Consider the following 23,340-nt stretch of genomic DNA (forward strand, 5'->3'; position numbering starts at 1 on the left):
TCCACAGACGATGAGAGAGGCCCGTTGAAATCACAACGAATTTAACTGCATGTGCTTTGCCGAAATCCGCGAATGCGGTGCTTTAAAGCCTCGGCGTGCGGCGCAGGGTATACACCGCATCCATCACAAAAACCGCCAGCGCAACCCAGATAAAGGCGAAGGTCACCATTTTATCCGCGCCCGGGGTTTCGCCGTAAAACAGCACCGCCAGCAGAAACATCAGCGTCGGGCCGATGTACTGGAAAAAGCCGAGCGTTGACAGGCGCAGCTTGGTGGCCGCGCCGGTAAAGCACAGCAGCGGCACCGTAGTGACCACGCCTGCGGCAATCAGCAGCAGATTGAGCGACCACGGATTGTATCCCATATGGCTGGTGGCGCTGTCGGCGATGCCGAACAGATAAATCGCCGCCACCGGCAGCAGCCAGAGGGTTTCAATCAGCATGCCGGTCTGGGCGTCAACGGCGATTTTCTTACGGATCAGCCCGTAAAAAGCAAAACTGAAGGCCAGCCCGAGGCCGATGATCGGCAGCGAGCCGAAGGTCCAGAGCTGCACCAGCACCCCGCAGGCCGCAAGCGCCACCGCCAGCCACTGCATGCGGCGAAAGCGCTCCCCGAGAAAAATCATGCCCAGCACGATATTCACCAGCGGATTGATAAAGTAGCCGAGACTCGCTTCCAGCATGTGGTGATTATTGACTGCCCAGATAAACAGCAGCCAGTTGCCGCCGATCAGCACCGCCGAAAGCGCCAGCAGCAGGATTTTTTTCGGGGTTTGCCACAGACGCTTCAGCCCGCTCCACTGGCGGCTGGCTGAAATCAGCACAATCATAAAAAAGAATGACCAGATAATACGGTGAGTAATAATTTCGTCAGCCGGCACGTAGTCGATAAATTTGAAATAGGCGGGAGCAATCCCCCAAATAAAATAAGCGGCAAGGGCGAGTAACACGCCCTGCCGCGTCTGTTTTGCTTCCATCGCTAAAATCCATCGTATAAAAAGTGGGCCAATGTTAACCGATTTAACGGGCTCATCCCACCATGTAAGTGGCGGTTGCGCTGGCAATATAGACCTGCTCTTCGTTATGCAGCTCGACCCGCGCGACGGCGACCTTGTTTCCCGCCCGCAGCAGGCTGCTGGTGCAGGTAAAGCGGTTGCCGCGTCCCGGACGCAGGTAATCCACCCGCAGGTCGATGGTGCCCATCCGCGAGAGCCGCTGGCGCATCTCATCTTCATTAATGGTGTCGTGGCGGGTTAGCGTACTGCCGACGCACACCAGCCCGGCGGCCACGTCCAGCGCCGAGGCGATCACCCCACCGTGTAGAATGCTCTGGGCCCAGTTGCCGACCATCATTGGCTGGTTATTAAAGCTGAGCTGCGCGAAGTCTTTTTCGTAGCGCTCCAGCTCCAGCCCCAGCGCGCGGTTAAAAGGCATGTGGTAAACAAAAATCTCGCCCACCAGCTTCAGCGTGGCTTCGGCGGTCAGTTCTTTAGACATTGCGGACATCCATTGGTTAATAAAATGTTGATTTTATGCTTCCGAAGTGTTCATTTCTACTTTTCAGAAAGGATAACCGGGTAATACTTCGTCGATTATGTAAAATGCATGTCGAGAAAATTCACCATTTGAAACTTTTTTGTCCAGGAGAACACCATTGATGCGAACCGGTTCGGGTTGGTTACTGGCGGCTGCCGCGCTGCCTTTTTTTGCCTGCGCGCAGGAAGCAACGATTAAGGATGTGCACGATACACCGGCCGTTCGCGGCAGCATTATCGCGAATATGCTGCAGGAGCACGACAATCCCTTTACGCTTTATCCGTATGAAAGCAACTATCTGCTTTATACCTACACCAGTAACATGAACACCAAGGCCATTGAGAGCTATAACTGGTCTGATAACGCGAATAAAGACGAAGTTAAGTTTCAGCTGAGCCTCGCTTTCCCGCTGTGGCGCGGCATTCTCGGCGACAACTCGCTGCTGGGCGCTTCCTATACCCAGAAATCCTGGTGGCAGCTGTCGAACACCGGTGAATCAGCGCCGTTTCGCGAAACCAACTACGAACCGCAGCTGTTTCTCGGCTTTGCTACCGACTACCGGCTCGGCGACTGGACGCTGCGCGACGCCGAGTTTGGCTACAACCACCAGTCTAACGGCCGCTCCGATCCGACCTCCCGCAGCTGGAACCGCCTCTATACGCGCCTGATGGCGCAGAATGGCAACTGGCTGGTAGAAGTCAAACCGTGGTACGTCATTGGTGGCACCAGCGATAACCCGAACATCACCAAGTACATGGGCTACTACCAGTTAAAAATTGGCTATCAGCTGGGTGAAGCGGTGCTGAGCGCGAAAGGGCAGTACAACTGGAATACCGGCTACGGCGGCGCGGAGATGGGCGTGAGCTATCCGATAACCCGCCACGTCCGTTTCTACACCCAGGTGTACAGCGGCTACGGCGAATCGCTGATTGACTACAATTACAGACAGACCCGCGTTGGTGTCGGCGTGATGCTTAACGACCTGTTCTGACAGCTGTTCTGGAATTACGCTCGACCGCTGACAAATGAATTTGTCTAAAACATTGCACTCTTGCTCTCAGGCGCTGAAAATAGCGCCTGTTTTTATTTACAGCAGGGGTGATTGTGGCGCAGGCGGAAGTAATGAATCAGATATCGCTGGCAAAACAGGTTTTGCAGGAGACCTTCGGCTACCAGCAGTTCCGCCCCGGACAGCAAACCATTATCGAGACCGTGCTGGAAGGCCGGGACTGCCTGGTGGTAATGCCCACCGGCGGCGGTAAATCGCTCTGCTATCAAATTCCCGCGCTGGTGCTGGACGGCCTGACAATCGTCGTGTCGCCGCTTATCTCGCTGATGAAAGACCAGGTCGACCAGCTGCTTGCCAACGGCGTGTCGGCGGCCTGCCTCAACTCCAGCCAGAGTCGGGAGCAGCAGCAGGAAGTCATGGCGGGCTGCCGCACCGGCAAAGTGCGCCTGCTCTATATCGCTCCCGAGCGGCTGATGCTCGACAACTTCCTCGACAACCTCGGCCACTGGAATCCGGCGATGGTCGCCGTCGATGAAGCACACTGTATTTCGCAGTGGGGCCACGACTTCCGCCCGGAATATGCCGCGCTCGGCCAGCTGCGCCAGCGCTTCCCGGCGGTGCCTTTTATGGCTCTGACCGCCACCGCGGATGACGCCACCCGCAGCGACATCGTGCGCCTGCTCGGGCTTCACGATCCGCTGATTCAAATCAGCAGCTTTGACCGCCCCAACATTCGCTACATGCTGATGGAGAAGTTTAAGCCACTCGATCAGCTGATGCGCTACGTTCAGGACCAGCGCGGTAAATCCGGCATTATTTACTGCAACAGCCGCGCCAAGGTCGAAGACACCGCCGCCCGCCTGCAAAGCCGCGGCATCAGTGCCGGAGCGTACCATGCCGGGCTCGATAATGCGTTGCGCGCCGAGGTACAGGAGAAATTTCAGCGCGACGATCTGCAAATCGTGGTAGCAACGGTGGCCTTCGGCATGGGGATCAACAAGCCCAACGTGCGCTTCGTGGTCCACTTCGACATCCCGCGTACTATCGAATCCTACTATCAGGAAACCGGCCGCGCGGGCCGCGACGGCCTGCCTGCGGAAGCGATGCTGTTTTACGATCCGGCGGACATGGCGTGGCTGCGCCGCTGCCTTGAGGAGAAGCCGCCGGGACAGCTGCAGGATATTGAACGCCACAAGCTCAACGCGATGGGGGCCTTTGCCGAAGCGCAAACCTGCCGGCGGCTGGTGCTGCTTAACTACTTCGGCGAAGGGCGGCACGAGCCCTGCGGCAACTGCGATATCTGCCTCGATCCGCCCCGCCAGTACGACGGGCTTGAAGAGGCGCGCAAGGCGCTCTCCACGATTTATCGCGTCGACCAGCGCTTCGGTATGGGCTATGTGGTGGAAGTGCTGCGCGGTGCCAACAGCCAGCGTATTCGCGAGCTCGGCCACGACAAGCTGCCGGTCTACGGTATTGGTCGCGACCAGACGAATGAACACTGGGTCAGCGTCATCCGCCAGCTGATCCACCTGGGCTTCGCCACCCAAAATATTGCCCGCCACTCCGCGCTGCAGCTTACCGAAGCCGCGCGCCCGGTGCTGCGCGGGGAGGTTCCGCTTCAGCTGGCCGTACCGCGCGTGCAGGTGCTCAAGCCGCGGGTGGCGCAGAAATCCTACGCTGGCAACTATGACCGCAAACTGTTTTCCAAATTGCGCAAGCTGCGTAAAGCCATTGCCGACGAGGCGAACGTGCCGCCGTACGTGGTATTCAACGACGCGACGCTGATTGAGATGGCGGAGCAGATGCCCACCAGCCCCGGCGAAATGCTCAGCGTTAACGGCGTCGGCACCCGTAAACTTGAGCGCTTCGGCATGGAGTTTCTCGGCCTGATCCGCTCCCACGTTGACGGCGACGACGATGAGTAGCCAGCAGGGTAAAAAAGTGTCAGGATGATTGCTTCCTGAACTATTTCCCTGCGAGTCATCTATGCTGACGCTTTTTCTCACCGTTGCCGCCGTGCACCTGATTGCCCTGATAAGCCCGGGGCCGGATTTCTTCTTCGTTTCACAAACCGCCGTTAGTCGCTCCCGCAAAGAAGCGATGATGGGCGTGCTGGGGATCACCGGCGGTGTTATGTTCTGGGCGGGCATTGCCCTGCTGGGCCTGCATCTGATCATCGAGAAGATGGCCTGGCTGCACAACATTATTACCGTCGGCGGCGGCCTGTACCTGTGCTGGATGGGATATCAGATGCTGCGCGGGGCGCTGAAAAAACGCGATCCGGCGCAGAAGCCGCCGGAGGTGGAGCTGGCCCGCGGCGGAAAAAGCTTTTTCAAAGGGCTGCTGACTAACCTGGCCAACCCGAAAGCGATTATTTACTTCGGCTCGGTGTTTTCGCTGTTCGTAGGCGACAACGTCGGCAGCGGCGAGCGCTGGGGGATTTTCCTGCTGATTATTGTTGAAACCCTGGCTTGGTTTACCGTGGTGGCAAGCCTGTTTGCCATGCCCGCCATGCGCAGCGGCTACCAGCGCATGGCGAAGTGGATCGACGGCGTGGCGGGGACGCTATTTGCCGGATTCGGCATTCACCTGATCATCTCCCGCTAATTACGCGTGGCGCGCTGAGGCCAGCAGCGCGCCCACCAGCATAAACAGCGATCCGAACGTTTTGTTCAGCGCCTTCATCTGGCGCGGCCCCTTAATCCAGCGCGCAATCCGCTGCGCCAGCGTGGCGTAACCTATCATCACAATAATATCGACCACGATGGTGGTGGTACCGAGCACCGCGTACTGCATCACCTGCGGCGCGTGCGGGACGATAAACTGCGGAAACAGCGCCGCCAAAAACACAATGCTTTTCGGATTCGTGAGGTTAACAAATACCGCCCGCTTAAACAGATGCCCGCGGTGCTGAGTTGCCGCCGCGGTATTCAGATCGATAGCCCCGGCGGTGCGCCACTGCTGAATGCCGAGCCAGATTAAATAGGCGGCGCCGGCCCACTTGAGGATCTCAAAGGCCAGCAGCGACCGGGAAAAGAGAGTGCCTAAACCGACGCCCACCAGCACGATGTGAATCGCCAGCCCGGTTTGCAGCCCGGCAATCGACGCCGCCGCACCGCGATAGCCGTAGCCGATGGACGTGGTCATGGTATTGATCGCGCCGGAACCCGGGGAAAGGCTGAGAATAAGCGACGTCAGCAGATAGGCGAACCACCACTCTACGGTCATGAGAAACTCCCTGAATGTCTGTTTTTATGCCACAATACGCTATTGTGCGGATGATGTAAGTCGCCCGTTAAAAATGACGATTTTCAGCGGTTAACTGGGGTCTGTACCCGATGTTTCGGCAGCAAATGGACTGGAATACAAGAGAAAAAGCGTTCGCTGCTTTTACCACGGGCCCGCTGAACGACTTCTGGCGCCGGCGCGAAGAGGGTCAGTTTACGGGCGTGGATAATGTGCCGGTGCGCTTCGTCCGCTTTCGCTCCCCGCAGCACGATCGCGTCATTGTTGTCTCCACCGGGCGCATCGAAACCTACGTGAAATATGCCGAGCTGGCCTACGATCTGTTCAACAGCGGGTTTGACGTGCTGATGATCGATCACCGCGGGCAGGGGCTTTCCGGGCGCATGCTGGAGGATACCCACCGCGGCCACGTCGAGCGCTTTAGCGACTACGTTGACGACTTCAGCACCTTCTGGCAGCAGGAAGTGGCTCCGGGCCCGTGGCGCAAGCGCTACATCCTGGCGCACTCGATGGGCGGCGCTATCTCAACCCTGTTTTTACAGCGCCATCCGGGCGCCTGCGACGCCACCGCGCTCTGCGCGCCGATGTTCGGCATTATCATCCGCCTGCCGGACTGGATGGTGCGCCAGCTGCTCGACTGGTCAGAAGGCCACAACCGCATTCGCGAAAGTTACGCGATGGGCACCGGGCGCTGGCATCCGCTGCCCTTTGGCCTCAATGTGTTGACCCACAGCCGCACGCGCTACCGGCGCAATCTCGGTTTTTATGCCGATAACCCACAGCTGCGCCTCGGCGGCCCCACCTGGCACTGGGTGCGCGAAAGCGTGCTGGCCGGCGAGCAGGTGCTGGCCGGTGCCGCAGATGAAAAAACGCCAACGCTGCTGGTTCAGGCCGAAGATGAACGGGTTGTGGATAATCTTAGCCACGACCGCTATTGTGAACTGCGCGCCGCCGCCGGGCATCCCTGTGAAACGGGCCACCCGCTGGTGATTGAAGGCGCCTACCATGAGATCCTTTTTGAAAAGGACACCCTGCGCTCAGTCGCGCTGCACGCCATCGTCGATTTTTTCAATCGGCACGATTAATCCGGCTCTACGCCGCTTTTACTGAAAGGTTGAACTATGTACCAGGTTGTTGCGTCCGATCTCGACGGCACGCTCCTCAGTCCCGACCACACGCTTTCCCCCTACGCCAAAGAGACGTTAAAGCTGCTGACCGGCAAAGGCGTTAATTTTGTTTTCGCCACCGGCCGGCATCACATTGACGTCGGGCAGATCCGCGACGGCCTGGGCATCCAGGCGTATATGATCACCTCCAACGGTGCGCGGGTGCACGATCTCGACGGTAACCTGGTGTTTACCCATAATATCGACAGCGATATTGCCGCCGACCTGTTCGGCGTGGTGCACGATAATCCGGCGATTGTGACCAACGTTTACCGCAACGACGACTGGTTTATGAACCGCCACCGCCCGGAAGAGATGTGCTTTTTCAAAGAGGCAGTATTTAACTACGCGCTGTACGAGCCGGGCCTGCTGGAACCGGAAGGGATCAGTAAGGTATTTTTTATCGCCGAGACGCACGACGCGCTGCTGCCGCTGGAGCAGGCGATCAACGCCCGCTGGGGCGATCGGGTTAACGTCAGCTTTTCGACGCTGACCTGCCTCGAAGTTATGGCCGGCGGCGTATCGAAAGGCCACGCGCTTGAGGCGGTTGCCAAAATGATGGGCTATGAACTGAAAGACTGCATCGCGTTCGGCGACGGCATGAATGACGCAGAAATGCTCTCCATGGCCGGGAAAGGCTGCATCATGCAGGGCGCCCACCAGCGGCTGAAGGACCAGCATCCCGAGCTGGAAGTGATTGGTTCTAATGCCGATGACGCCGTGCCGCACTACCTGCGCCGCCTCTATTTGAATCAGGCATAGCGCAAACAAAGGCCCTGCCCGCCAGGGCCTCGCCATACTCTTTTTTGAAGAGACTTACACGCTGGCGCAATAATCGGCGGCAGCGATGTCTCGCCGGGAGCCCACCCGCCGCAGGGCATCCTTCGCTTAAACTGCCGTACTCATTTGCCTGGAATATGCTCAGTTGTCAACCGCTGTCTCCGCTACAATGGCGACCTGCTAACTCCTGGAACGCTTCCTATGCCGCTGCTGATCGTCACCACCGTTTTATGGGCCTTCTCTTTTAGCCTGTTTGGCGAATACCTTGCCGGCCACGTCGACAGCTACTTCGCCGTGCTGGCGCGGGTGGGCCTTGCCGCGCTGGTGTTTCTGCCGTTTTTGCGCACTCGCGGGCACAGTTTTAAAACCGTCTGTCTGTATATGCTGGTGGGGGCGATGCAGCTCGGGGTGATGTACATGCTCAGCTTCCGCGCCTATCTCTACCTGACGGTGTCCGAACTGCTGTTGTTTACTGTGCTAACGCCGCTATATATCACCCTGATTTATGACCTGATGAGCCGGCGTCGCCTGCGCTGGGGCTACGCTTTCAGCGCGCTGCTGGCGGTGGTTGGTGCGGGCATTATTCGCTATGACCAGGTTACCGATCATTTCTGGACCGGGCTAATACTGGTGCAACTCTCGAATATCAGCTTCGCCATTGGCATGGTCGGCTACAAGCGGCTGATGGAGACGAGGCCGATGCCCCAGCACAATGCGTTTGCGTGGTTTTATATTGGCGCGTTGCTGGTGGCGATTGTCGGTTACGCCGCGCTGGGTAATGCCCACAAACTGCCGGAAACGACGCTGCAGTGGAGCATTCTGGTCTTCCTCGGCGTGGCGGCCTCGGGGCTGGGCTACTTCATGTGGAACTACGGCGCCACCCAGGTGGATGCCGGTACGCTGGGGATCATGAACAATATGCACGTGCCGGCAGGTTTGCTGGTGAATTTCGCCATCTGGCACCAGCCGCCGCACTGGCCGAGCTTTATCCTTGGCGCGCTGATTATTCTGGCCTCGCTGTGGGTGCACCGCCGCTGGGTTGCTCCGCATTCCGTACAAAAGGCAAATGATCGCAGGCGTGATTCCGCGCTGAGCGAGTAAAGGCTTCAATGACCGGCTGGCGCTGATCGCCGTCGCGCACGGCGGCGTACAGCCGGCTCCACAGACCTTCTCCCAGGGTTTTGGTGACCACCAGACCCTGGCGCTCCACGTTTTCGACTACCCAGTGCGGCAGCGCCGCAATGCCCATCCGCGCGGCCACCATCTGGATCAGCAGCAAGGTGTTATCGACGCTTTTAAACGCCGGACTTACCCCCGCAGGCTGCAGGAAATGGCGCCAGATATCGAGCCGCTGGCGTTGAACCGGATAGATAAGCTGGGTTTCACCGGCCAGATCTTCCGGCAAAATGCGCGTTTTTATTGCCAGCGGATGATCTGGGGCCAGCACCAGGCGCACTTCATAATCAAACATTGGTGAATAGTGCAGGCCGCTGCGCGGCAGAATATCGGAAGTCAGTACGATATCCAGTTCGCCCTGCTGCAGGGCCGGCTGCGGATCGAAGGTCACGCCGGATTTAAAATCCATTTCAACCTGCGGCCACTGACTGCGGAAATTCTCCAGCGCCGGGGTCAGCCACTGAATACAGCTGTGGCACTCAATGGCGATACGCAGCGTGGCCTGCTGCGGTTCGTTGCAGGCCTGCAGCGCGCTGCTGATCTGCGGTAAAACCTGGTTTGCCAGCTGCAGCAGGATCTCGCCCTGCGGCGTAAAGCGCAGCGGCTGGCTCTTGCGCACAAACAGCCGAAAGCCAAGACGCTGTTCCAGATCGCTGAACTGGTGCGACAGGGCGGACTGCGTCTGGTGCAGAACGGCCGCCGCCGCTGCCAGAGAGCCGCTGCTGTGCAGCGCCTGCAGCGTTTTCAGGTGTTTAATCTCGATCATGAAAGTCCTTCATTCCGGCATGAATAAATTGCGCTTGAGGAATATACACTAACCGCCAATTATGGATGTGTAAACATCTGGACGTCTAAAAGTGTTTTTCGTGCCGCACGCTCAGGCCAGCCGACAACGCACTGTTTTCCCCGCGCTGCCCTGCTGCTGCCCGAAACCTGCAAAATGCAAATCAACAGGAAGGGTTAATCATGACAATCATCAATCACACTCTCGGATTCCCCCGGGTCGGCCTGCGCCGCGAGCTGAAAAAAGCGCAGGAAAGCTACTGGGCCGGAAAGGCTTCGCGTGAAGAGCTGCTGGCTGTTGGCCAGGCGCTGCGCGCGCGCCACTGGGCGGCGCAAAAGCAGGCGGGGATCGATCTGCTGCCGGTGGGGGATTTTGCCTGGTACGATCACGTGCTGACCACCAGCCTGATGCTCGGCAACGTGCCCGCGCGCCATCAAAACGGCGACGGGACGATAGATATTGATACGCTGTTCCGCATCGGGCGCGGCCGGGCCCCCAGCGGCGAGCCCGCGGCGGCGGCGGAAATGACCAAGTGGTTTAATACTAACTATCACTACATGGTGCCGGAATTTATCCGGGGCCAGACATTTACCCTGAGCTGGACTCAGTTGCTCGACGAGGTGGATGAGGCGCTGGCGCTGGGGCACGCGGTGAAGCCGGTGCTGCTCGGCCCGCTGACCTACCTGTGGCTGGGCAAGGTGAAGGGCGACGCATTCGACAGACTGAGTCTGCTCGACGCTATTCTGCCCGTTTACAGGCAGGTGCTGGACGCGCTGGCGAAGCGCGGCATTGAATGGGTGCAAATTGATGAACCCGCGCTGGTGCTGGACCTGCCGCCGGAGTGGCTGGCCGCTTTTAAACCGGCTTACGAGGCGCTGCAGGGGCCGGTTAAGCTGCTGCTGACCACCTACTTCGAAGGGGTGACGCCGAATCTGGAGAGTATTATCGCGCTTCCGGTGCAGGGACTGCACGTGGATCTGGTGCACGGCGGTGATGACGTTGCCGAGCTGCACCGCCGACTGCCCGCGGACTGGCTGCTGTCGGCGGGACTGATTAACGGCCGCAACGTCTGGCGCGCCGATCTGACGGGAAAATATGCCGCAGTCAAAGAGATTGTCGGCAGGCGTCCGCTGTGGATAGCGTCATCCTGCTCCCTGCTGCACAGCCCCATCGACCTGAGTGTTGAAACCCGTCTCGACCCGGAGGTAAAGAGCTGGTTCGCTTTCGCCCTGCAAAAATGCGAAGAGCTGGCACTGCTGCGCGACGCGCTGAACAGCGGCGAAACCGCGGCAATTGAGGCATGGAGCGCCCCAATAAAAGCGCGCCAACACTCCGCGCGGGTACACAATCCGGCGGTGGAAAAACGACTGGCGGGCATTACGCCCGCGGACAGCCAGCGCCAGAGCGGCTATCAGGCGCGGGCCGAACGCCAGCGCGCGCGCTTTCATCTCCCCGCGTGGCCGACCACCACTATCGGCTCCTTCCCGCAGACCAGCGAAATTCGCGGCCTGCGCCTGGAGTTTAAAAAGGGCCAGCTCGATGCCGGCAGCTACCGCACCGGGATTGCCGAGCATATCCGGCAGGCCATTCAGGAGCAGGAGCGGCTGGGGCTCGACGTGCTGGTGCACGGTGAAGCGGAGCGTAACGACATGGTGGAGTATTTCGGCGAGCGGCTGGACGGCTTTGCGTTTACCCAGAACGGCTGGGTGCAGAGCTACGGCTCCCGCTGCGTGAAGCCGCCGGTGGTGATTGGCGATATCAGCCGCCCGCATCCGATTACCGTCGAGTGGGCAAAATACGCCCAGTCCCTCACTGATAAGCCGGTAAAAGGGATGCTGACCGGCCCGGTCACTATTCTTTGCTGGTCGTTCCCTCGCGAGGACGTGTCGCGCGAAACCATTGCCAGACAGATTGCGCTGGCCCTGCGGGACGAGGTGGCCGACCTGGAGGCTGCCGGTATCGGTATTATTCAGATTGACGAGCCGGCGCTGCGCGAAGGGCTGCCGCTGAGGGAGCGCGATCGGGACGCTTATCTGGCCTGGGGCGTGGAGGTATTTCGCATCACCGCCGGGGTGGCGCGGGACGATACCCAAATTCACACCCACATGTGCTACTGCGAATTCAACGACATTATGGACTCCATCGCCGCGCTGGATGCCGACGTGATTACCATTGAGACGTCGCGTTCTGACATGGAACTGCTGGCGTCCTTTGAATCCTTTGACTATCCGAATGAAATCGGGCCCGGCGTGTACGACATTCACTCACCGAACGTGCCGACGGTGGCGTGGATTGAGGACCTGCTACGTAAAGCGGCCAGCCGGATCCCGGCAGAGCGGCTGTGGGTCAATCCGGACTGCGGGCTTAAAACCCGCGGCTGGCCAGAAACCCGCGCCGCGCTGGCGAATATGGTGCAGGCCGCGCAGAATCTGCGTAACGCCTGATATACCCGCGGGCGGTGGTGGCAAAAACGCCCGGCAGATGGCCGGGCGCACGGTTCAGACAAGCGCCGTTACGGCGCTTTTTTATCGCTCTTTTTACCTGCGTACTGCTGGAACCACGCCAGCATCCGCTGCCAGCCGTCCTGAGCTGAAGCTTCGTGATAGCTGGCCCGGTAGTCGGCATTGAATGCGTGTCCGGCCTCCGGATAGACCACGATTTCCGCCGCGGCGTTTGCCGCCCGCAGCGCGTGGCGCATCGTCTCTACGCTCTCCAGCGGTATCCCGTCATCCTTTGCGCCATACAGCCCCAGCACCGGCGCAGTAAGGTCAACCGCGATATCCACCGGATGGCGCGGCGAGTTCAGGGTTTTATCGCCCGTCAGCCTGCCGTACCACGCCACTGCCGCCTTAAGCTGCGGATTATGTGCCGCGTACAGCCAGGCGATGCGGCCTCCCCAGCAGAATCCAGTTACCAGCAGGCGGCTTGCGTCGCCGCCGTTGCGTGCGGCCCAGCTGGCCACGTGATCCAGATCGGCCAGCACCTGGGAATCGGGCACCTTAGCCACCAGCCCCTCAATCAGCGAAGGAATGTCAGCGTAGTCGTTAGGATCGCCCTGGCGGAAGTACAGTTCAGGCGCTACCGCCAGATAGCCCTCATTTGCCAGCCGGCGGCAGAGATCGCGGATGTGTTCGTGTACGCCGAAGATCTCCTGGATCACGATGACCACCGGAAGTGGACCTTCGGCATTTTTCGGGCGGGCCTGCCAGGCGGGCATGCTTTCACCCCGCGTGGGAATTGATGTCTCGCCTGCAACAATGTCGGCTTCCGCGGTGTGAACTGCGGTAGACGCGTGGGGTGCGGCTGCAGGGGCAAATCCGTCTTTCTTCTCAGTCATGGTGTTCTCCGTACCCGTTATTTAGCGCAAAGGTAAATATAGACCCCAGGCCGGGCCTGCGGAGAGGCAGAAAAAGGCTATTTTATAAGCAATGGGGCAAGCGTTGCCTTCTGATGTGATGTGTATCACCTTATTACTGATAATGAATGCAATCATTTTCCATCGAAGTGATGCTTGTCACTAAACGGCGCATCCATGTCCGGTAAAGTGGCCTTTTACCTCTGCTGATAATTTGACCCAGAAAGGAATGTGTATGCCTACGTCTGACGTTTTTCATCTCGGCCTGACCAAAAACGATTTACATGGCGCAACCCTGGCAATCGTCCCCGGCGATCCGCAGCGCGTGGAGAAAATTGCGGCGCTAATGGATAACCCCGTTAAGCTCGCCTCCCACCGGGAATTTACTTCATGGCGCGCCGAACTGGATGGTAAGGCCGTGATCGTCTGCTCTACAGGCATCGGCGGCCCGTCAACCTCCATCGCCGTCGAAGAGCTGGCGCAGCTGGGTATTCGCACCTTCCTGCGGGTTGGCACCACCGGAGCGATTCAGCCGAATATTAATGTTGGCGACGTGTTGGTGACCACGGCGTCCGTGCGTCTTGACGGCGCCAGCCTGCACTTTGCCCCGATGGAGTTTCCGGCGGTTGCGGATTTTGCCTGCACCACCGCGCTGGTGGAAGCCGCGAAAGCCGCGGGCGCCACCACCCATATCGGCGTGACCGCCTCTTCTGACACCTTCTATCCGGGACAGGAGCGCTACGACACGTTCTCCGGGCGCGTAGTGCGCCAGTTTAAAGGCTCAATGGCGGAGTGGCAGGCGATGGGCGTGATGAACTACGAAATGGAGTCGGCGACGCTGCTGACCATGTGCGCCAGCCAGGGGCTGCGTGCCGGTATGGTGGCGGGCGTTATCGTCAACCGCACCCAGCAGGAGATCCCGAACGCTGAAACCATGAAGCAGACGGAAGGCCACGCGGTGAGCATTGTGGTCGAGGCGGCGCGCCGCCTGCTGTAGTGGCCGCAAAAAGAGAGTGGGGCCGGTGCATCCGGCCTCTTTTTTTGCGCTGCGCTTCGGAATAATTGCTTTCAGGCTGGACATTTATACAGCAAACTCTATCCTGTGCCGGTAGGACGTTGACGCAGGAGGTGGGATGGATATTTCAGCGATCGTATACGCGGCGGCTGCGCTGGTTATCGGCGCGGCGTTTGGCTGGCTGGCAACAAAATCCCACGCGGATAAGCTGCGGGCTGACTTTACCGAAGAGCGTCACGAGCTTGAGATAGCCCTTAACACCGCCGAGCAGCAGCTGGCGCAGAACGGGCACTGGCGCGACGAGTGCGAGCTGCTCAACAACGAGCTGCGCAGCCTGCGGGATATCAACACCTCTCTGGAAGCCGATCTGCGCGAAGTCACCACGCGGCTTGAATCCACCCAGCTGCACGCGGAAGACAAAATCCGCCAGATGGTCAACAGCGAGCAGCGCCTCACCGAACAGTTCGAAAACCTCGCTAACCGCATCTTTGAACACAGTAACCGCCGGGTTGACGAGCAGAATCGTCAGAGCCTGCACGGCCTGCTGACGCCGCTGCGCGAGCAGCTGGACGGCTTTCGCCGCCAGGTGCAGGACAGCTTCGGCCAGGAGGCGCGGGAGCGGCATACCCTGGCCCACGAAATCCGCAACCTGCAGCAGCTTAATGCCCAGATGGCGCAGGAAGCCGTTAACCTGACGAAAGCTCTGAAAGGCGATAACAAAACCCAGGGTAACTGGGGCGAAGTTGTGCTGACCCGCGTGCTGGAAGCCTCTGGCCTGCGGGAAGGCTATGAATACCAAACCCAGGTTAGCATTGAAACCGACGCGCGCTCGCGCATGCAGCCGGACGTTATTGTGCGGTTGCCGCAGGGTAAAGACGTGGTGATTGACGCCAAAATGACGCTGGTGGCCTACGAGCGATACTTTAACGCCGACGAAGAGTACGTGCGTGAAAGTGCCCTGCAGGAGCACATTGCTTCAGTGCGTAACCATATTCGCCTGCTGGGGCGCAAGGATTATCAGCAGCTTCCCGGCCTGCGCTCGCTGGACTACGTACTGATGTTTATTCCCGTCGAACCGGCATTTTTGCTGGCTATCGACCGGCAGCCCGAGCTGATTACCGAAGCGCTGAAAAACAATATTATGCTGGTGAGTCCCACCACGTTGCTGGTGGCCCTGCGCACCATTTCCAATCTCTGGCGCTACGAACATCAAAGCCGCAATGCCCAGCAGATAGCCGATCGAGCGAGCCGCCTGTATGACAAAATGCGTCTCTTCGTTGATGATATGAGCGCCGTTGGCAGCGGTCTGGATAAAGCACAGGATAACTATCGCCAGGCGATGAAAAAGCTGGCCTCCGGGCGGGGAAATCTGCTGGCCCAGGCCGAATCGTTTCGCGAGCTCGGCGTTGAGGTTAAGCGCGAGATTAATCCGGATCTCGTTGAGCAGGCCACCTCAGACGAGGTGGATGTTATCGGCAATAAAGCGTCTGACGCTGATGGCGGCGGACATGACGTAACGGACGCGCGGCGCGATTCACAGCATGCTTGAGCATAGGGGAAACGCCAGCGGTCTGTTACACTCGGGGAACATTCGGGGAACAATTTTTCACAGGCGGGCATGAGATGACTGCAGATTCACAGGAAACAACGGATTTTGGTTTTCAGACGGTAGCCAAGTCGCAGAAGGCCGACATGGTGGCGCATGTATTCCATTCTGTCGCCGCAAAATATGACGTGATGAACGACCTGATGTCGTTCGGCATCCATCGTTTATGGAAGCGTTTCACCATCGACTGTAGCGGCGTACGTCGCGGTCAGAAGGTGCTGGATTTGGCGGGAGGCACCGGCGACCTGACGGCGAAGTTTTCGCGCCTTGTTGGCGAAACCGGGCAGGTTGTGCTGGCGGATATCAACGACTCAATGCTGAAGATGGGCCGCGAAAAGCTGCGCAATATCGGCATAGTGGGTAACGTTGAGTACGTGCAGGCGAATGCCGAAGCGCTGCCGTTCCCGGACAATACCTTTGACTGCATCACCATCTCGTTCGGCCTGCGTAACGTGACCGACAAAGATAAAGCCCTGCGCTCTATGTATCGCGTACTGAAGCCCGGCGGACGCCTGCTGGTGCTGGAGTTTTCCAAACCGATTATCGAGCCGCTGAGCAAAGCCTACGATGCTTATTCGTTCCATGTACTGCCGCGCATCGGCGAGCTGGTGGCGCAGGATGCAGAAAGCTATCGCTATCTGGCAGAGTCCATTCGCATGCATCCGACCCAGGACGTGCTGAAGGGCATGATGCAGGAAGCGGGCTTCGACAATGTCGATTACTACAATCTGACGGCCGGCATTGTGGCCCTGCACCGCGGCTACAAGTTCTGACAGGAGTACGTCATGCCTTTTCAACCTCTTCTGTCAGCCGGCATTGAGCGGGTGCTTAATACCTTCCTGTGGCGCAACGACGCGCTGAAGTCCGCCCGCCAGCGCCTGTTGGGTAAAGTGCTGCGCGTTGAGCTAAAAGAGTTTTCCTCACCGCTGGTGCTCTCCTTTAGCGAACAGCAGATTGACGTGCTGGGCGCGTGGGAAGGCGACGCCGACTGCACGGTGATTACCCGCGCGGGTGTACTTCCCCAGCTGCGCAACCGCCAGCAGCTTACCGCGCTGATCCGCAGTGGCGATCTCGAAGTGCAGGGCGATCTGCAGGTGGTTCAGAATCTGGTGGCGCTGGTTGATATTGCCGAACTGGATCCCGCCGAGCTGCTCGCGCCCTACACAGGCGATATCGTCGCCGAAGGGATCAGTAAAACTCTGCGCGGTGGTGCAAGCCTGCTGATTCGCGGTTTTCAGCGCCAGCAGCGCTACGTTGCCGATGCGCTCACCGAAGAGTGGCGCGTGGCGCCGGGTTCCCTCGAAGTGGCCTGGTTTGCCGAAGAGGCTGCGGCCACCGCCCGCGATGTCGATGCATTAGCCCGACGTCTGGAAAAACTGGAGGGCAAATGACGCCAGGAGAAATTCGGCGCCTCTACTTTATCGTCCACACCTTTTTAAGCTACGGGCTGGATGAGCTGATCCCCAAAATGCGCATTACGCTGCCGCTGCGCATCTGGCGGCGCATGCTCTTCTGGATGCCTAACCGGCATAAAGACCAGCCCTTAGGCGAACGCCTGCGGCTGGCGCTGCAGGAGCTGGGCCCGGTATGGATCAAGTTTGGGCAAATGCTCTCTACCCGGCGCGACCTGTTCCCTCCGCTCATTGCCGATCAGCTGGCGATGCTGCAGGACCGGGTGGCCCCCTTTGATGGCAGGCTGGCGAAAAAGCAGATCGAGCAGGCGATGGGTAACATCCCGGTAGAGACCTGGTTTGATGATTTCGATATCAACCCGCTGGCCTCTGCCTCCATTGCGCAGGTGCATACCGCCAGGCTTAAAGAGAACGGTAAAGAGATCGTCATTAAAGTTATCCGTCCGGACATTCTTCCGATCATCAAAGCGGATATGAAACTTATCTACCGCCTCGCGCGCTGGGTGCCAAGGCTGCTGCCGGACGGCCGCCGCCTGCGCCCGCGCGAGGTTGTCCGCGAGTATGAGAAAACCCTGCTGGATGAGCTGAACCTGCTGCGTGAAGCCGCCAACGGTATCCAGCTGCGGCGCAACTTTGAAGACAGCCCGATGCTGTATGTCCCGGAGGTGTACTCGGACTACTGCAGCCAGAATATGCTGGTAATGGAGCGCATTTACGGTATCCCGGTCTCTGACGTGCCGGCGCTGGAGGCGCAAAACACCAACATGAAGCTGCTGGCCGAGCGCGGCGTGCAGGTGTTCTTCACTCAGGTGTTTCGCGACAGTTTCTTTCACGCCGATATGCACCCCGGTAATATCTTTGTCAGCCGTGAACATCCTGAAAATCCTAAGTATATTGGCATCGACTGCGGTATCGTCGGTTCGCTGAACAAAGAAGATAAGCGCTATCTGGCCGAGAACTTTATCGCCTTCTTTAATCGCGATTACCGCAAAGTGGCCGAGCTGCACGTGGATTCCGGCTGGGTGCCGTCTGACACCAATGTGGAAGAGTTTGAGTTTGCGATCCGCACGGTATGCGAGCCCATTTTTGAAAAGCCGCTGGCGGAGATCTCTTTTGGCCACGTGCTGTTAAACCTGTTTAATACCGCCCGGCGCTTTAATATGGAAGTGCAGCCGCAGCTGGTGCTGCTGCAGAAAACGCTGCTTTACGTGGAAGGTGTCGGCCGTCAGCTCTATCCTCAATTAGATCTGTGGAAAACGGCAAAGCCTTTTCTGGAGTCGTGGATCAAAGATCAGGTTGGGTTTCCGGCGCTGGTGCGAGCGGTAAAAGAGAAAGGGCCGTTCTGGGTTGAAAAAATGCCCGAGATCCCGGAGCTGATTTACAACAGTTTGCGCCAGGGCAAAAGCCTGCAGAGCAGTATTGATAAAATCGCCCGCGAATTAGAAACTCACCATGTCCGGCAGGCGCAATCTCGCTACTTATTTGGCGTAGGCGCGGTGCTGATGCTGAGCGGGACGCTGCTGCTGATTAACAGGCCAGACTGGGGATATGACCCGGCGTGGCTTATGGTTGCAGGTGTCATCGTCTGGCTGCCAGGATGGCGGAAAGGTCGCTGATTTTAAATGCGTTATTACTGGTGCGCGTCGTTGCGCACTCCTGAATTTAACTATCATCTAACACAGAGGAATATGTATGGGTGGTATCAGTATTTGGCAGTTGTTGATTGTTGTGCTCCTCGTTGTACTGGTTTTCGGTACTAAAAAACTGGGCTCGCTGGGTTCCGATCTTGGCGCCTCAATTAAAGGCTTCAAAAAAGCGATGGGCGACGACGACGACAAGAGTAAAAAAGAATCCTCGGTAGAGGATGCAGACTTTACACAGAAATCGCTCTCTGAAAAGCAGGCCGAGGCCGGCAAAGATGAGGCGAAGCGCCACGACAAAGAGCAGGTATAACTTGTGTTTGATATTGGTTTCAGTGAACTGCTGCTGGTATTCATCATTGGGCTGGTGGTCCTCGGTCCCAAACGCCTGCCAGTAGCTGTCAAAACCGTTGTGGGGTGGATCCGCGCGATCCGCTCGATGGCGACCACGGTGCAGAACGAGCTGGCTCAGGAACTGAAGCTGCAGGAGTTTCAGGACAGCCTGAAAAAAGTTGAGAAGGCGAGCCTGAACAATCTGACGCCGGAGCTGAAAGAGTCGATGGATGAACTGCGGGAAGCCGCAGAGTCGATGAAGCGTTCATATGTACAGTCAGATACCGAGCATGCGAGCGACGAGGCGAACACCATTCATAATCCGGTGGTGAAAGGCAGTGAAGCCGCCCGGGAAGGCGTGACGCCCGTTTCTGCAGAGAACCAGGCCAGCGCCGAACCCCAGGCACCAGCCTCTGCGGCGGAACACGATGCGCCCGAGTCACCGGTTAAAGCGCCGGAAAACGTGAAGCCAGCCGCTGCGGCGCCGGTTTCTGAATCATCACCTGCAACCAGCGATACTCCACGGTCATGAGCGTAGAAGATACTCAACCGCTGATCTCGCACCTGATAGAGCTGCGCAAGCGCCTCATCAACTGCATTATCGCGGTCTTTCTCATTTTTTTGGCGCTGGTCTACTTCGCCAATGATATTTATCAGCTGGTGGCTGCACCGCTGATCAACAAGATGCCGACCGGGGCCACGATGATTGCGACCGATGTTGCGTCGCCGTTTTTCACCCCGATCAAACTGACCTTTATGGTGTCGGTGATTCTGTCCGCCCCGGTGATTCTGTATCAGGTCTGGGCCTTTGTTGCGCCCGCGCTGTACAAGCACGAACGCCGGCTGGTGGTGCCGCTACTGTTTTCCAGCACGCTGCTATTTTACATCGGCATGGCCTTCGCCTACTTTGTGGTTTTCCCGCTGGCGTTTGGTTTCCTGACCCACACCGCACCGATTGGGGTGCAGGTATCAACCGATATCCGCAGCTACCTCGATTTCGTCATGGGCCTGTTTATGGCGTTTGGCGTCTGCTTCGAGGTGCCGGTGGCTATTGTGCTGCTGTGCTGGGTTGGTGTAACCACGCCGGAAGATCTGCGCAAGAAGCGTCCCTACGTGCTGGTCGGGGCTTTTGTGGTCGGTATGCTGCTGACCCCGCCGGATGTGTTCTCGCAGACGCTGCTGGCAATCCCGATGTACTGCCTGTTTGAGGTGGGGATCTTCTTCGCCCGCTTTTACAGCGGTAAGCGCTTATCCCGCGACGAAGACGCCGCGGCGGAAGAGACCGAAGAGCACTGATTAGCTAAGTTAACAACCGCCCGAAAGGGCGGTTGTTGTATGGGAGAAAGCATGTTTGATATTGGCGTTAACCTGACCAGCGCGCAGTTTGCCCGCGACCGCGATGAGGTTGTTTCTGAGGCTTTCGCCGCCGGGCTGAGCGGGATGCTTATCACCGGCACCAATCGCCATGAAAGCGAGGAGGCCTGCGGGCTGGCGCTGCGCTATAAGAACTGCTGGTCAACCGCGGGCGTGCATCCCCACGACAGCAGCAGCTGGACGCCGGAAGTTGAGCAGGCTATTCGCGAGATGGCCGCGCGGCCGCAGGTGGTCGCCGTCGGCGAGTGCGGTCTCGACTTTAATCGTAATTTCTCCACGCCTGCCGAGCAGGAGTCAGCCTTCAGCGCTCAGCTGGCGCTGGCTGCCTCGCTTAACAAACCTGTTTTTTTGCACTGCCGGGACGCTCACGAACGCTTTATGGCGCTGCTCTCACCGTGGCTCGATAAGCTGCCCGGCGCGGTGGTGCACTGTTTTACCGGCACGCGCGCTGAGCTTGAAGCCTGCCTGGCGCGCGGGCTGTATATTGGCATCACCGGCTGGGTGTGCGACGAACGCCGCGGGCTGGGGCTGCGCGAGCTGCTGCCGCTGATCCCGGCAGAACGGCTGCTGATTGAAACCGATGCGCCTTATCTTCTGCCGCGAGATCTTTCACCTAAGCCAGCGTCGCGCCGTAACGTGCCGGCGCATCTGCCGCATATCCTTGAGCGGATTGCCTACTGGCGGGGGGAAGTGAGCGATGAACTGGAACAGATAACGGATGAGAATGCCAAACGGCTGTTTGGCATCGATTTCTAGCGTCAAACTTTGCGGAAGTCGGTATTTTTAACGCTCTGCAGGACCTGCTTGTTGAGCAGGTTAAGCAGCAGCATAGAGCGGGCTTCGCCGTCCGGCTCGCTGAAGATGGCTTTGAGGCCTTCAAAGGCGCCATCGGTTATCACTACGCTATCGCCAGAGTAGGGCGTTTCCGGGTCGGTTACGTCGTCGGGCTTGTAAATTGAGAGCTGGTGAATCACCTTTGAGGGCACCGTAGCCGGCAGTCCGCCAAAGCGCACAAAGCTGCTGACGCCGCGGGTGGCGCTAATGGTGGTAGTGTGTATCACTTCCGGGTCGAATTCGACGAACATATAGTTAGGGAAAAGCGGCTCGCTGACGGTAGTACGCTTTCCGCGCACAATTTTTTCCAGGGCGATCGTGGGCGCCAGGCAATTAACCTCCTGGCGTTCAAGATGTTCCTGGGCCCGCTGGAGTTGCCCGCGTTTGCAGTAAAGTAAGTACCAGGCTTGCATAGTCGCTCTTTTCTGTGAATCCCGGAGGATCATAGCAAAACGCGGAACGATAGCGAAAAGGATTATGCGAACTACTGCTTTTGGTTTACGCGAATTTAACAAAATTACAGCATCTGCCTGTTGAAAACCGTATAATGAAACGCTTACACAGAGGCCATGACTGACCCAATGAAATACCAAGATCTACGCGATTTCCTGACGCAGCTGGAGCAGCGGGGCGAGCTTAAACGCATTACCCTTCCCATCGATCCCCATCTTGAAATTACCGAGATTGCCGACCGTACCCTGCGGGCGGGCGGTCCGGCCCTGCTTTTTGAGAATCCCAAAGGCTACGATATGCCGGTGCTGTGCAACTTGTTTGGAACGCCCAAACGCGTGGCGCTGGGTATGGGCCAGGAGGACGTCAGCGCCCTGCGTGAAGTGGGAAAACTGCTGGCGTTTCTGAAAGAGCCGGAGCCGCCGAAAGGTTTTCGCGATCTGTTCGACAAGCTGCCGCAGTTTAAGCAGGTGCTGAATATGCCCACTAAGCGGCAGCGCAGCGCGCCCTGCCAGCAGGTGGTTACCTCTGGCGACAGCGTCGATCTGACTCGCATCCCAATTATGACCTGCTGGCCGGAAGATGCCGCGCCGCTGATCACCTGGGGCTTAACGGTAACCCGCGGGCCGCACAAAGAGCGGCAGAACCTCGGGATCTATCGCCAGCAGCTGATCGGCAAGAACAAGCTGATTATGCGCTGGCTGTCGCACCGCGGCGGCGCGCTTGATTTTCAGGAGTGGTGCGCCGCGCATCCCGGCGAGCGTTTTCCGGTTTCGGTTGCGCTGGGGGCCGATCCGGCGACTATCCTGGGCGCCGTTACGCCGGTGCCGGATACGCTGTCGGAATACGCGTTTGCCGGACTGCTGCGCGGCACTAAAACCGAGGTGGTCAAATGCATTTCTAACGATCTCGAAGTGCCCGCCAGCGCAGAAATCGTGCTCGAAGGCTATATTGAGCCCGGCGAAATGGCGCCGGAAGGCCCTTACGGCGACCATACCGGCTACTATAATGAAGTGGATAACTTCCCGGTGTTCACCGTCACCCACATTACCCGCCGCGAAGATGCAATCTATCACTCAACCTACACCGGTCGTCCACCGGACGAGCCGGCGGTGCTGGGCGTTGCGCTCAACGAAGTGTTTGTACCGATTCTGCAAAAGCAGTTCCCGGAAATTGTCGATTTCTACCTGCCGCCGGAAGGCTGCTCGTACCGGCTGGCGGTGGTGACGATGAAGAAACAGTACGCCGGGCACGCCAAGCGCGTGATGATGGGCGTATGGTCTTTCCTGCGCCAGTTTATGTATACCAAGTTCGTTATCGTCTGCGACGATGACGTCAACGCCCGCGACTGGAATGACGTTATCTGGGCGATCACTACCAGGATGGACCCGGCTCGTGATACGGTACTGGTGGAGAATACGCCAATTGATTATCTGGATTTCGCTTCGCCGGTTTCCGGCCTGGGTTCGAAAATGGGGCTTGATGCTACCAATAAATGGCCGGGCGAAACTCAGCGCGAGTGGGGTCGACCCATTAAAAAAGATCCTGAGGTAACGGCGAGAATCGACGCTATCTGGGATGAGCTGGCCATCTTTAGCGACGGTAAAAGCGCCTGACGCGCTGCC

Annotated in this window: 23 protein-coding genes; 17 read left to right on the top strand and 6 right to left on the bottom strand. The window is 58.4% G+C overall.

The features are described from left to right. Positions 1–82: 82 nt before the first annotated feature. A complete protein-coding gene (gene rarD / locus QZ766_RS09355; RefSeq protein WP_297200625.1) occupies positions 83–976 on the bottom strand; it encodes an EamA family transporter RarD in 894 nt (297 codons plus the stop codon). A gap of 52 nt (positions 977–1,028) precedes the next feature. Further along, complete coding sequence (gene yigI / locus QZ766_RS09360) at positions 1,029–1,496, bottom strand: acyl-CoA thioesterase YigI (RefSeq protein ID WP_297200628.1); 468 nt, start codon at positions 1,494–1,496, stop codon at positions 1,029–1,031. A 160-nt stretch (positions 1,497–1,656) separates the two neighbouring features. Between yigI and pldA the strand changes: the two genes are divergently transcribed. The 3 genes from pldA (at position 1,657) to rhtC (ending at position 5,151) form a co-directional block, all read left to right on the top strand. Next, a complete protein-coding gene (gene pldA, locus QZ766_RS09365; protein ID WP_297200631.1) occupies positions 1,657–2,526 on the top strand; it encodes a phospholipase A in 870 nt (289 codons plus the stop codon). Between the two features lie 113 nt (positions 2,527–2,639). After that, positions 2,640–4,469 (top strand): ATP-dependent DNA helicase RecQ, encoded by a 1,830-nt coding sequence (gene recQ / locus QZ766_RS09370; protein ID WP_297200634.1) that lies wholly within the window; start codon positions 2,640–2,642, stop codon positions 4,467–4,469. A 61-nt stretch (positions 4,470–4,530) separates the two neighbouring features. Continuing rightward, a complete protein-coding gene (gene rhtC, locus QZ766_RS09375; protein WP_297200637.1) occupies positions 4,531–5,151 on the top strand; it encodes a threonine export protein RhtC in 621 nt (206 codons plus the stop codon). On the opposite strand, the gene rhtB is transcribed toward rhtC, so the two are convergent. Continuing rightward, the gene (gene rhtB, locus QZ766_RS09380; protein WP_297200640.1) at positions 5,152–5,772 is read right to left on the bottom strand and encodes a homoserine/homoserine lactone efflux protein; all 621 of its coding nucleotides are present in this window, start codon (positions 5,770–5,772) and stop codon (positions 5,152–5,154) included. 110 nt (positions 5,773–5,882) lie between these two features. Between rhtB and pldB the strand changes: the two genes are divergently transcribed. The 3 genes from pldB (at position 5,883) to QZ766_RS09395 (ending at position 8,837) form a co-directional block, all read left to right on the top strand. After that, complete coding sequence (gene pldB, locus QZ766_RS09385; RefSeq protein WP_297200643.1) at positions 5,883–6,875, top strand: lysophospholipase L2; 993 nt, start codon at positions 5,883–5,885, stop codon at positions 6,873–6,875. 36 nt (positions 6,876–6,911) lie between these two features. After that, a complete protein-coding gene (gene yigL / locus QZ766_RS09390) occupies positions 6,912–7,718 on the top strand; it encodes a sugar/pyridoxal phosphate phosphatase YigL (protein WP_297200646.1) in 807 nt (268 codons plus the stop codon). Positions 7,719–7,937: 219 nt separating this feature from the next. Beyond that, positions 7,938–8,837: a carboxylate/amino acid/amine transporter gene (locus QZ766_RS09395; RefSeq protein ID WP_297200648.1), complete on the top strand. Its 900-nt coding sequence runs from the start codon at positions 7,938–7,940 to the stop codon at positions 8,835–8,837. Here the strand turns inward: QZ766_RS09395 and metR are convergent. After that, positions 8,740–9,678 (bottom strand): HTH-type transcriptional regulator MetR, encoded by a 939-nt coding sequence (gene metR / locus QZ766_RS09400; protein ID WP_297200651.1) that lies wholly within the window; start codon positions 9,676–9,678, stop codon positions 8,740–8,742. The two genes, QZ766_RS09395 and metR, sit on opposite strands and share 98 nt — an antisense overlap. Positions 9,679–9,878: 200 nt before the next feature. Here metR and metE point away from each other — a divergent pair, with 200 nt between their 5' ends. Next, on the top strand, positions 9,879–12,140 hold the full coding sequence (gene metE / locus QZ766_RS09405; RefSeq protein ID WP_297200654.1) for a 5-methyltetrahydropteroyltriglutamate--homocysteine S-methyltransferase: 2,262 nt from the start codon (positions 9,879–9,881) through the stop codon (positions 12,138–12,140). Between the two features lie 68 nt (positions 12,141–12,208). On the opposite strand, the gene QZ766_RS09410 is transcribed toward metE, so the two are convergent. Continuing rightward, positions 12,209–13,033: a dienelactone hydrolase family protein gene (locus tag QZ766_RS09410; RefSeq protein ID WP_297200657.1), complete on the bottom strand. Its 825-nt coding sequence runs from the start codon at positions 13,031–13,033 to the stop codon at positions 12,209–12,211. Positions 13,034–13,286: 253 nt separating this feature from the next. On the opposite strand from QZ766_RS09410, the gene udp reads away from it, so the two are divergent. The 9 genes from udp to tatD all read left to right on the top strand — a co-directional run bounded on the left by udp (position 13,287) and on the right by tatD (position 21,187). Further along, on the top strand, positions 13,287–14,048 hold the full coding sequence (udp, locus tag QZ766_RS09415; RefSeq protein ID WP_297200660.1) for a uridine phosphorylase: 762 nt from the start codon (positions 13,287–13,289) through the stop codon (positions 14,046–14,048). A gap of 136 nt (positions 14,049–14,184) precedes the next feature. Beyond that, the gene (rmuC, locus tag QZ766_RS09420; protein ID WP_297200662.1) at positions 14,185–15,615 is read left to right on the top strand and encodes a DNA recombination protein RmuC; all 1,431 of its coding nucleotides are present in this window, start codon (positions 14,185–14,187) and stop codon (positions 15,613–15,615) included. Positions 15,616–15,689: 74 nt separating this feature from the next. Continuing rightward, positions 15,690–16,445, top strand: a complete 756-nt coding sequence (gene ubiE / locus QZ766_RS09425) for a bifunctional demethylmenaquinone methyltransferase/2-methoxy-6-polyprenyl-1,4-benzoquinol methylase UbiE (RefSeq protein WP_297200665.1) — start codon at positions 15,690–15,692, stop codon at positions 16,443–16,445. Positions 16,446–16,457: 12 nt separating this feature from the next. Next, positions 16,458–17,063, top strand: coding sequence for an SCP2 domain-containing protein (locus QZ766_RS09430; RefSeq protein ID WP_297200667.1), 606 nt, complete (start codon positions 16,458–16,460; stop codon positions 17,061–17,063). Then, positions 17,060–18,700 carry a ubiquinone biosynthesis regulatory protein kinase UbiB gene (gene ubiB, locus QZ766_RS09435; protein ID WP_297200670.1) on the top strand — a complete coding sequence of 547 codons (1,641 nt, stop codon included), beginning with the start codon at positions 17,060–17,062 and terminating at the stop codon, positions 18,698–18,700. The genes QZ766_RS09430 and ubiB overlap by 4 nt, the downstream gene beginning before the upstream one ends. Before the next feature lie 76 nt (positions 18,701–18,776). Then, entirely contained in the window at positions 18,777–19,037 is a 261-nt protein-coding gene (tatA, locus tag QZ766_RS09440; RefSeq protein WP_297200672.1) for a Sec-independent protein translocase subunit TatA, read from the top strand. 3 nt (positions 19,038–19,040) lie between these two features. After that, complete coding sequence (gene tatB, locus QZ766_RS09445) at positions 19,041–19,589, top strand: Sec-independent protein translocase protein TatB (protein WP_297200675.1); 549 nt, start codon at positions 19,041–19,043, stop codon at positions 19,587–19,589. Next, positions 19,586–20,353 (top strand): Sec-independent protein translocase subunit TatC, encoded by a 768-nt coding sequence (tatC, locus tag QZ766_RS09450; protein WP_297200678.1) that lies wholly within the window; start codon positions 19,586–19,588, stop codon positions 20,351–20,353. The genes tatB and tatC overlap by 4 nt, the downstream gene beginning before the upstream one ends. Before the next feature lie 51 nt (positions 20,354–20,404). Next, positions 20,405–21,187, top strand: coding sequence for a 3'-5' ssDNA/RNA exonuclease TatD (gene tatD / locus QZ766_RS09455; RefSeq protein WP_297200681.1), 783 nt, complete (start codon positions 20,405–20,407; stop codon positions 21,185–21,187). A 2-nt stretch (positions 21,188–21,189) separates the two neighbouring features. Here the strand turns inward: tatD and rfaH are convergent, their stop codons facing one another. Next, positions 21,190–21,678, bottom strand: a complete 489-nt coding sequence (gene rfaH / locus QZ766_RS09460) for a transcription/translation regulatory transformer protein RfaH (protein WP_297200683.1) — start codon at positions 21,676–21,678, stop codon at positions 21,190–21,192. A gap of 168 nt (positions 21,679–21,846) precedes the next feature. Here rfaH and ubiD point away from each other — a divergent pair, with 168 nt between their 5' ends. After that, complete coding sequence (gene ubiD / locus QZ766_RS09465; protein ID WP_297200687.1) at positions 21,847–23,331, top strand: 4-hydroxy-3-polyprenylbenzoate decarboxylase; 1,485 nt, start codon at positions 21,847–21,849, stop codon at positions 23,329–23,331. Positions 23,332–23,340: the final 9 nt, after the last annotated feature.

The organism is uncultured Pluralibacter sp. (genome assembly GCF_913775985.1).
Taxonomy (GTDB): domain Bacteria; phylum Pseudomonadota; class Gammaproteobacteria; order Enterobacterales; family Enterobacteriaceae; genus Pluralibacter.

What these genes read in the sequence shown, in the direction of transcription:
- rarD (WP_297200625.1), bottom strand. Translation starts at nt 976, where the DNA reads ATGGAAGCAAAACAGACGCGGCAGGGCGTGTTACTCGCCCTTGCCGCT.
- yigI (WP_297200628.1), bottom strand. Translation starts at nt 1,496, where the DNA reads ATGTCTAAAGAACTGACCGCCGAAGCCACGCTGAAGCTGGTGGGCGAG.
- pldA (WP_297200631.1), top strand. Translation starts at nt 1,657, where the DNA reads ATGCGAACCGGTTCGGGTTGGTTACTGGCGGCTGCCGCGCTGCCTTTT.
- rhtC (WP_297200637.1), top strand. Translation starts at nt 4,531, where the DNA reads ATGCTGACGCTTTTTCTCACCGTTGCCGCCGTGCACCTGATTGCCCTG.
- rhtB (WP_297200640.1), bottom strand. Translation starts at nt 5,772, where the DNA reads ATGACCGTAGAGTGGTGGTTCGCCTATCTGCTGACGTCGCTTATTCTC.
- pldB (WP_297200643.1), top strand. Translation starts at nt 5,883, where the DNA reads ATGTTTCGGCAGCAAATGGACTGGAATACAAGAGAAAAAGCGTTCGCT.
- yigL (WP_297200646.1), top strand. Translation starts at nt 6,912, where the DNA reads ATGTACCAGGTTGTTGCGTCCGATCTCGACGGCACGCTCCTCAGTCCC.
- QZ766_RS09395 (WP_297200648.1), top strand. Translation starts at nt 7,938, where the DNA reads ATGCCGCTGCTGATCGTCACCACCGTTTTATGGGCCTTCTCTTTTAGC.
- metR (WP_297200651.1), bottom strand. Translation starts at nt 9,678, where the DNA reads ATGATCGAGATTAAACACCTGAAAACGCTGCAGGCGCTGCACAGCAGC.
- metE (WP_297200654.1), top strand. Translation starts at nt 9,879, where the DNA reads ATGACAATCATCAATCACACTCTCGGATTCCCCCGGGTCGGCCTGCGC.
- QZ766_RS09410 (WP_297200657.1), bottom strand. Translation starts at nt 13,033, where the DNA reads ATGACTGAGAAGAAAGACGGATTTGCCCCTGCAGCCGCACCCCACGCG.
- udp (WP_297200660.1), top strand. Translation starts at nt 13,287, where the DNA reads ATGCCTACGTCTGACGTTTTTCATCTCGGCCTGACCAAAAACGATTTA.
- rmuC (WP_297200662.1), top strand. Translation starts at nt 14,185, where the DNA reads ATGGATATTTCAGCGATCGTATACGCGGCGGCTGCGCTGGTTATCGGC.
- ubiE (WP_297200665.1), top strand. Translation starts at nt 15,690, where the DNA reads ATGACTGCAGATTCACAGGAAACAACGGATTTTGGTTTTCAGACGGTA.
- QZ766_RS09430 (WP_297200667.1), top strand. Translation starts at nt 16,458, where the DNA reads ATGCCTTTTCAACCTCTTCTGTCAGCCGGCATTGAGCGGGTGCTTAAT.
- ubiB (WP_297200670.1), top strand. Translation starts at nt 17,060, where the DNA reads ATGACGCCAGGAGAAATTCGGCGCCTCTACTTTATCGTCCACACCTTT.
- tatA (WP_297200672.1), top strand. Translation starts at nt 18,777, where the DNA reads ATGGGTGGTATCAGTATTTGGCAGTTGTTGATTGTTGTGCTCCTCGTT.
- tatC (WP_297200678.1), top strand. Translation starts at nt 19,586, where the DNA reads ATGAGCGTAGAAGATACTCAACCGCTGATCTCGCACCTGATAGAGCTG.
- tatD (WP_297200681.1), top strand. Translation starts at nt 20,405, where the DNA reads ATGTTTGATATTGGCGTTAACCTGACCAGCGCGCAGTTTGCCCGCGAC.
- rfaH (WP_297200683.1), bottom strand. Translation starts at nt 21,678, where the DNA reads ATGCAAGCCTGGTACTTACTTTACTGCAAACGCGGGCAACTCCAGCGG.
- ubiD (WP_297200687.1), top strand. Translation starts at nt 21,847, where the DNA reads ATGAAATACCAAGATCTACGCGATTTCCTGACGCAGCTGGAGCAGCGG.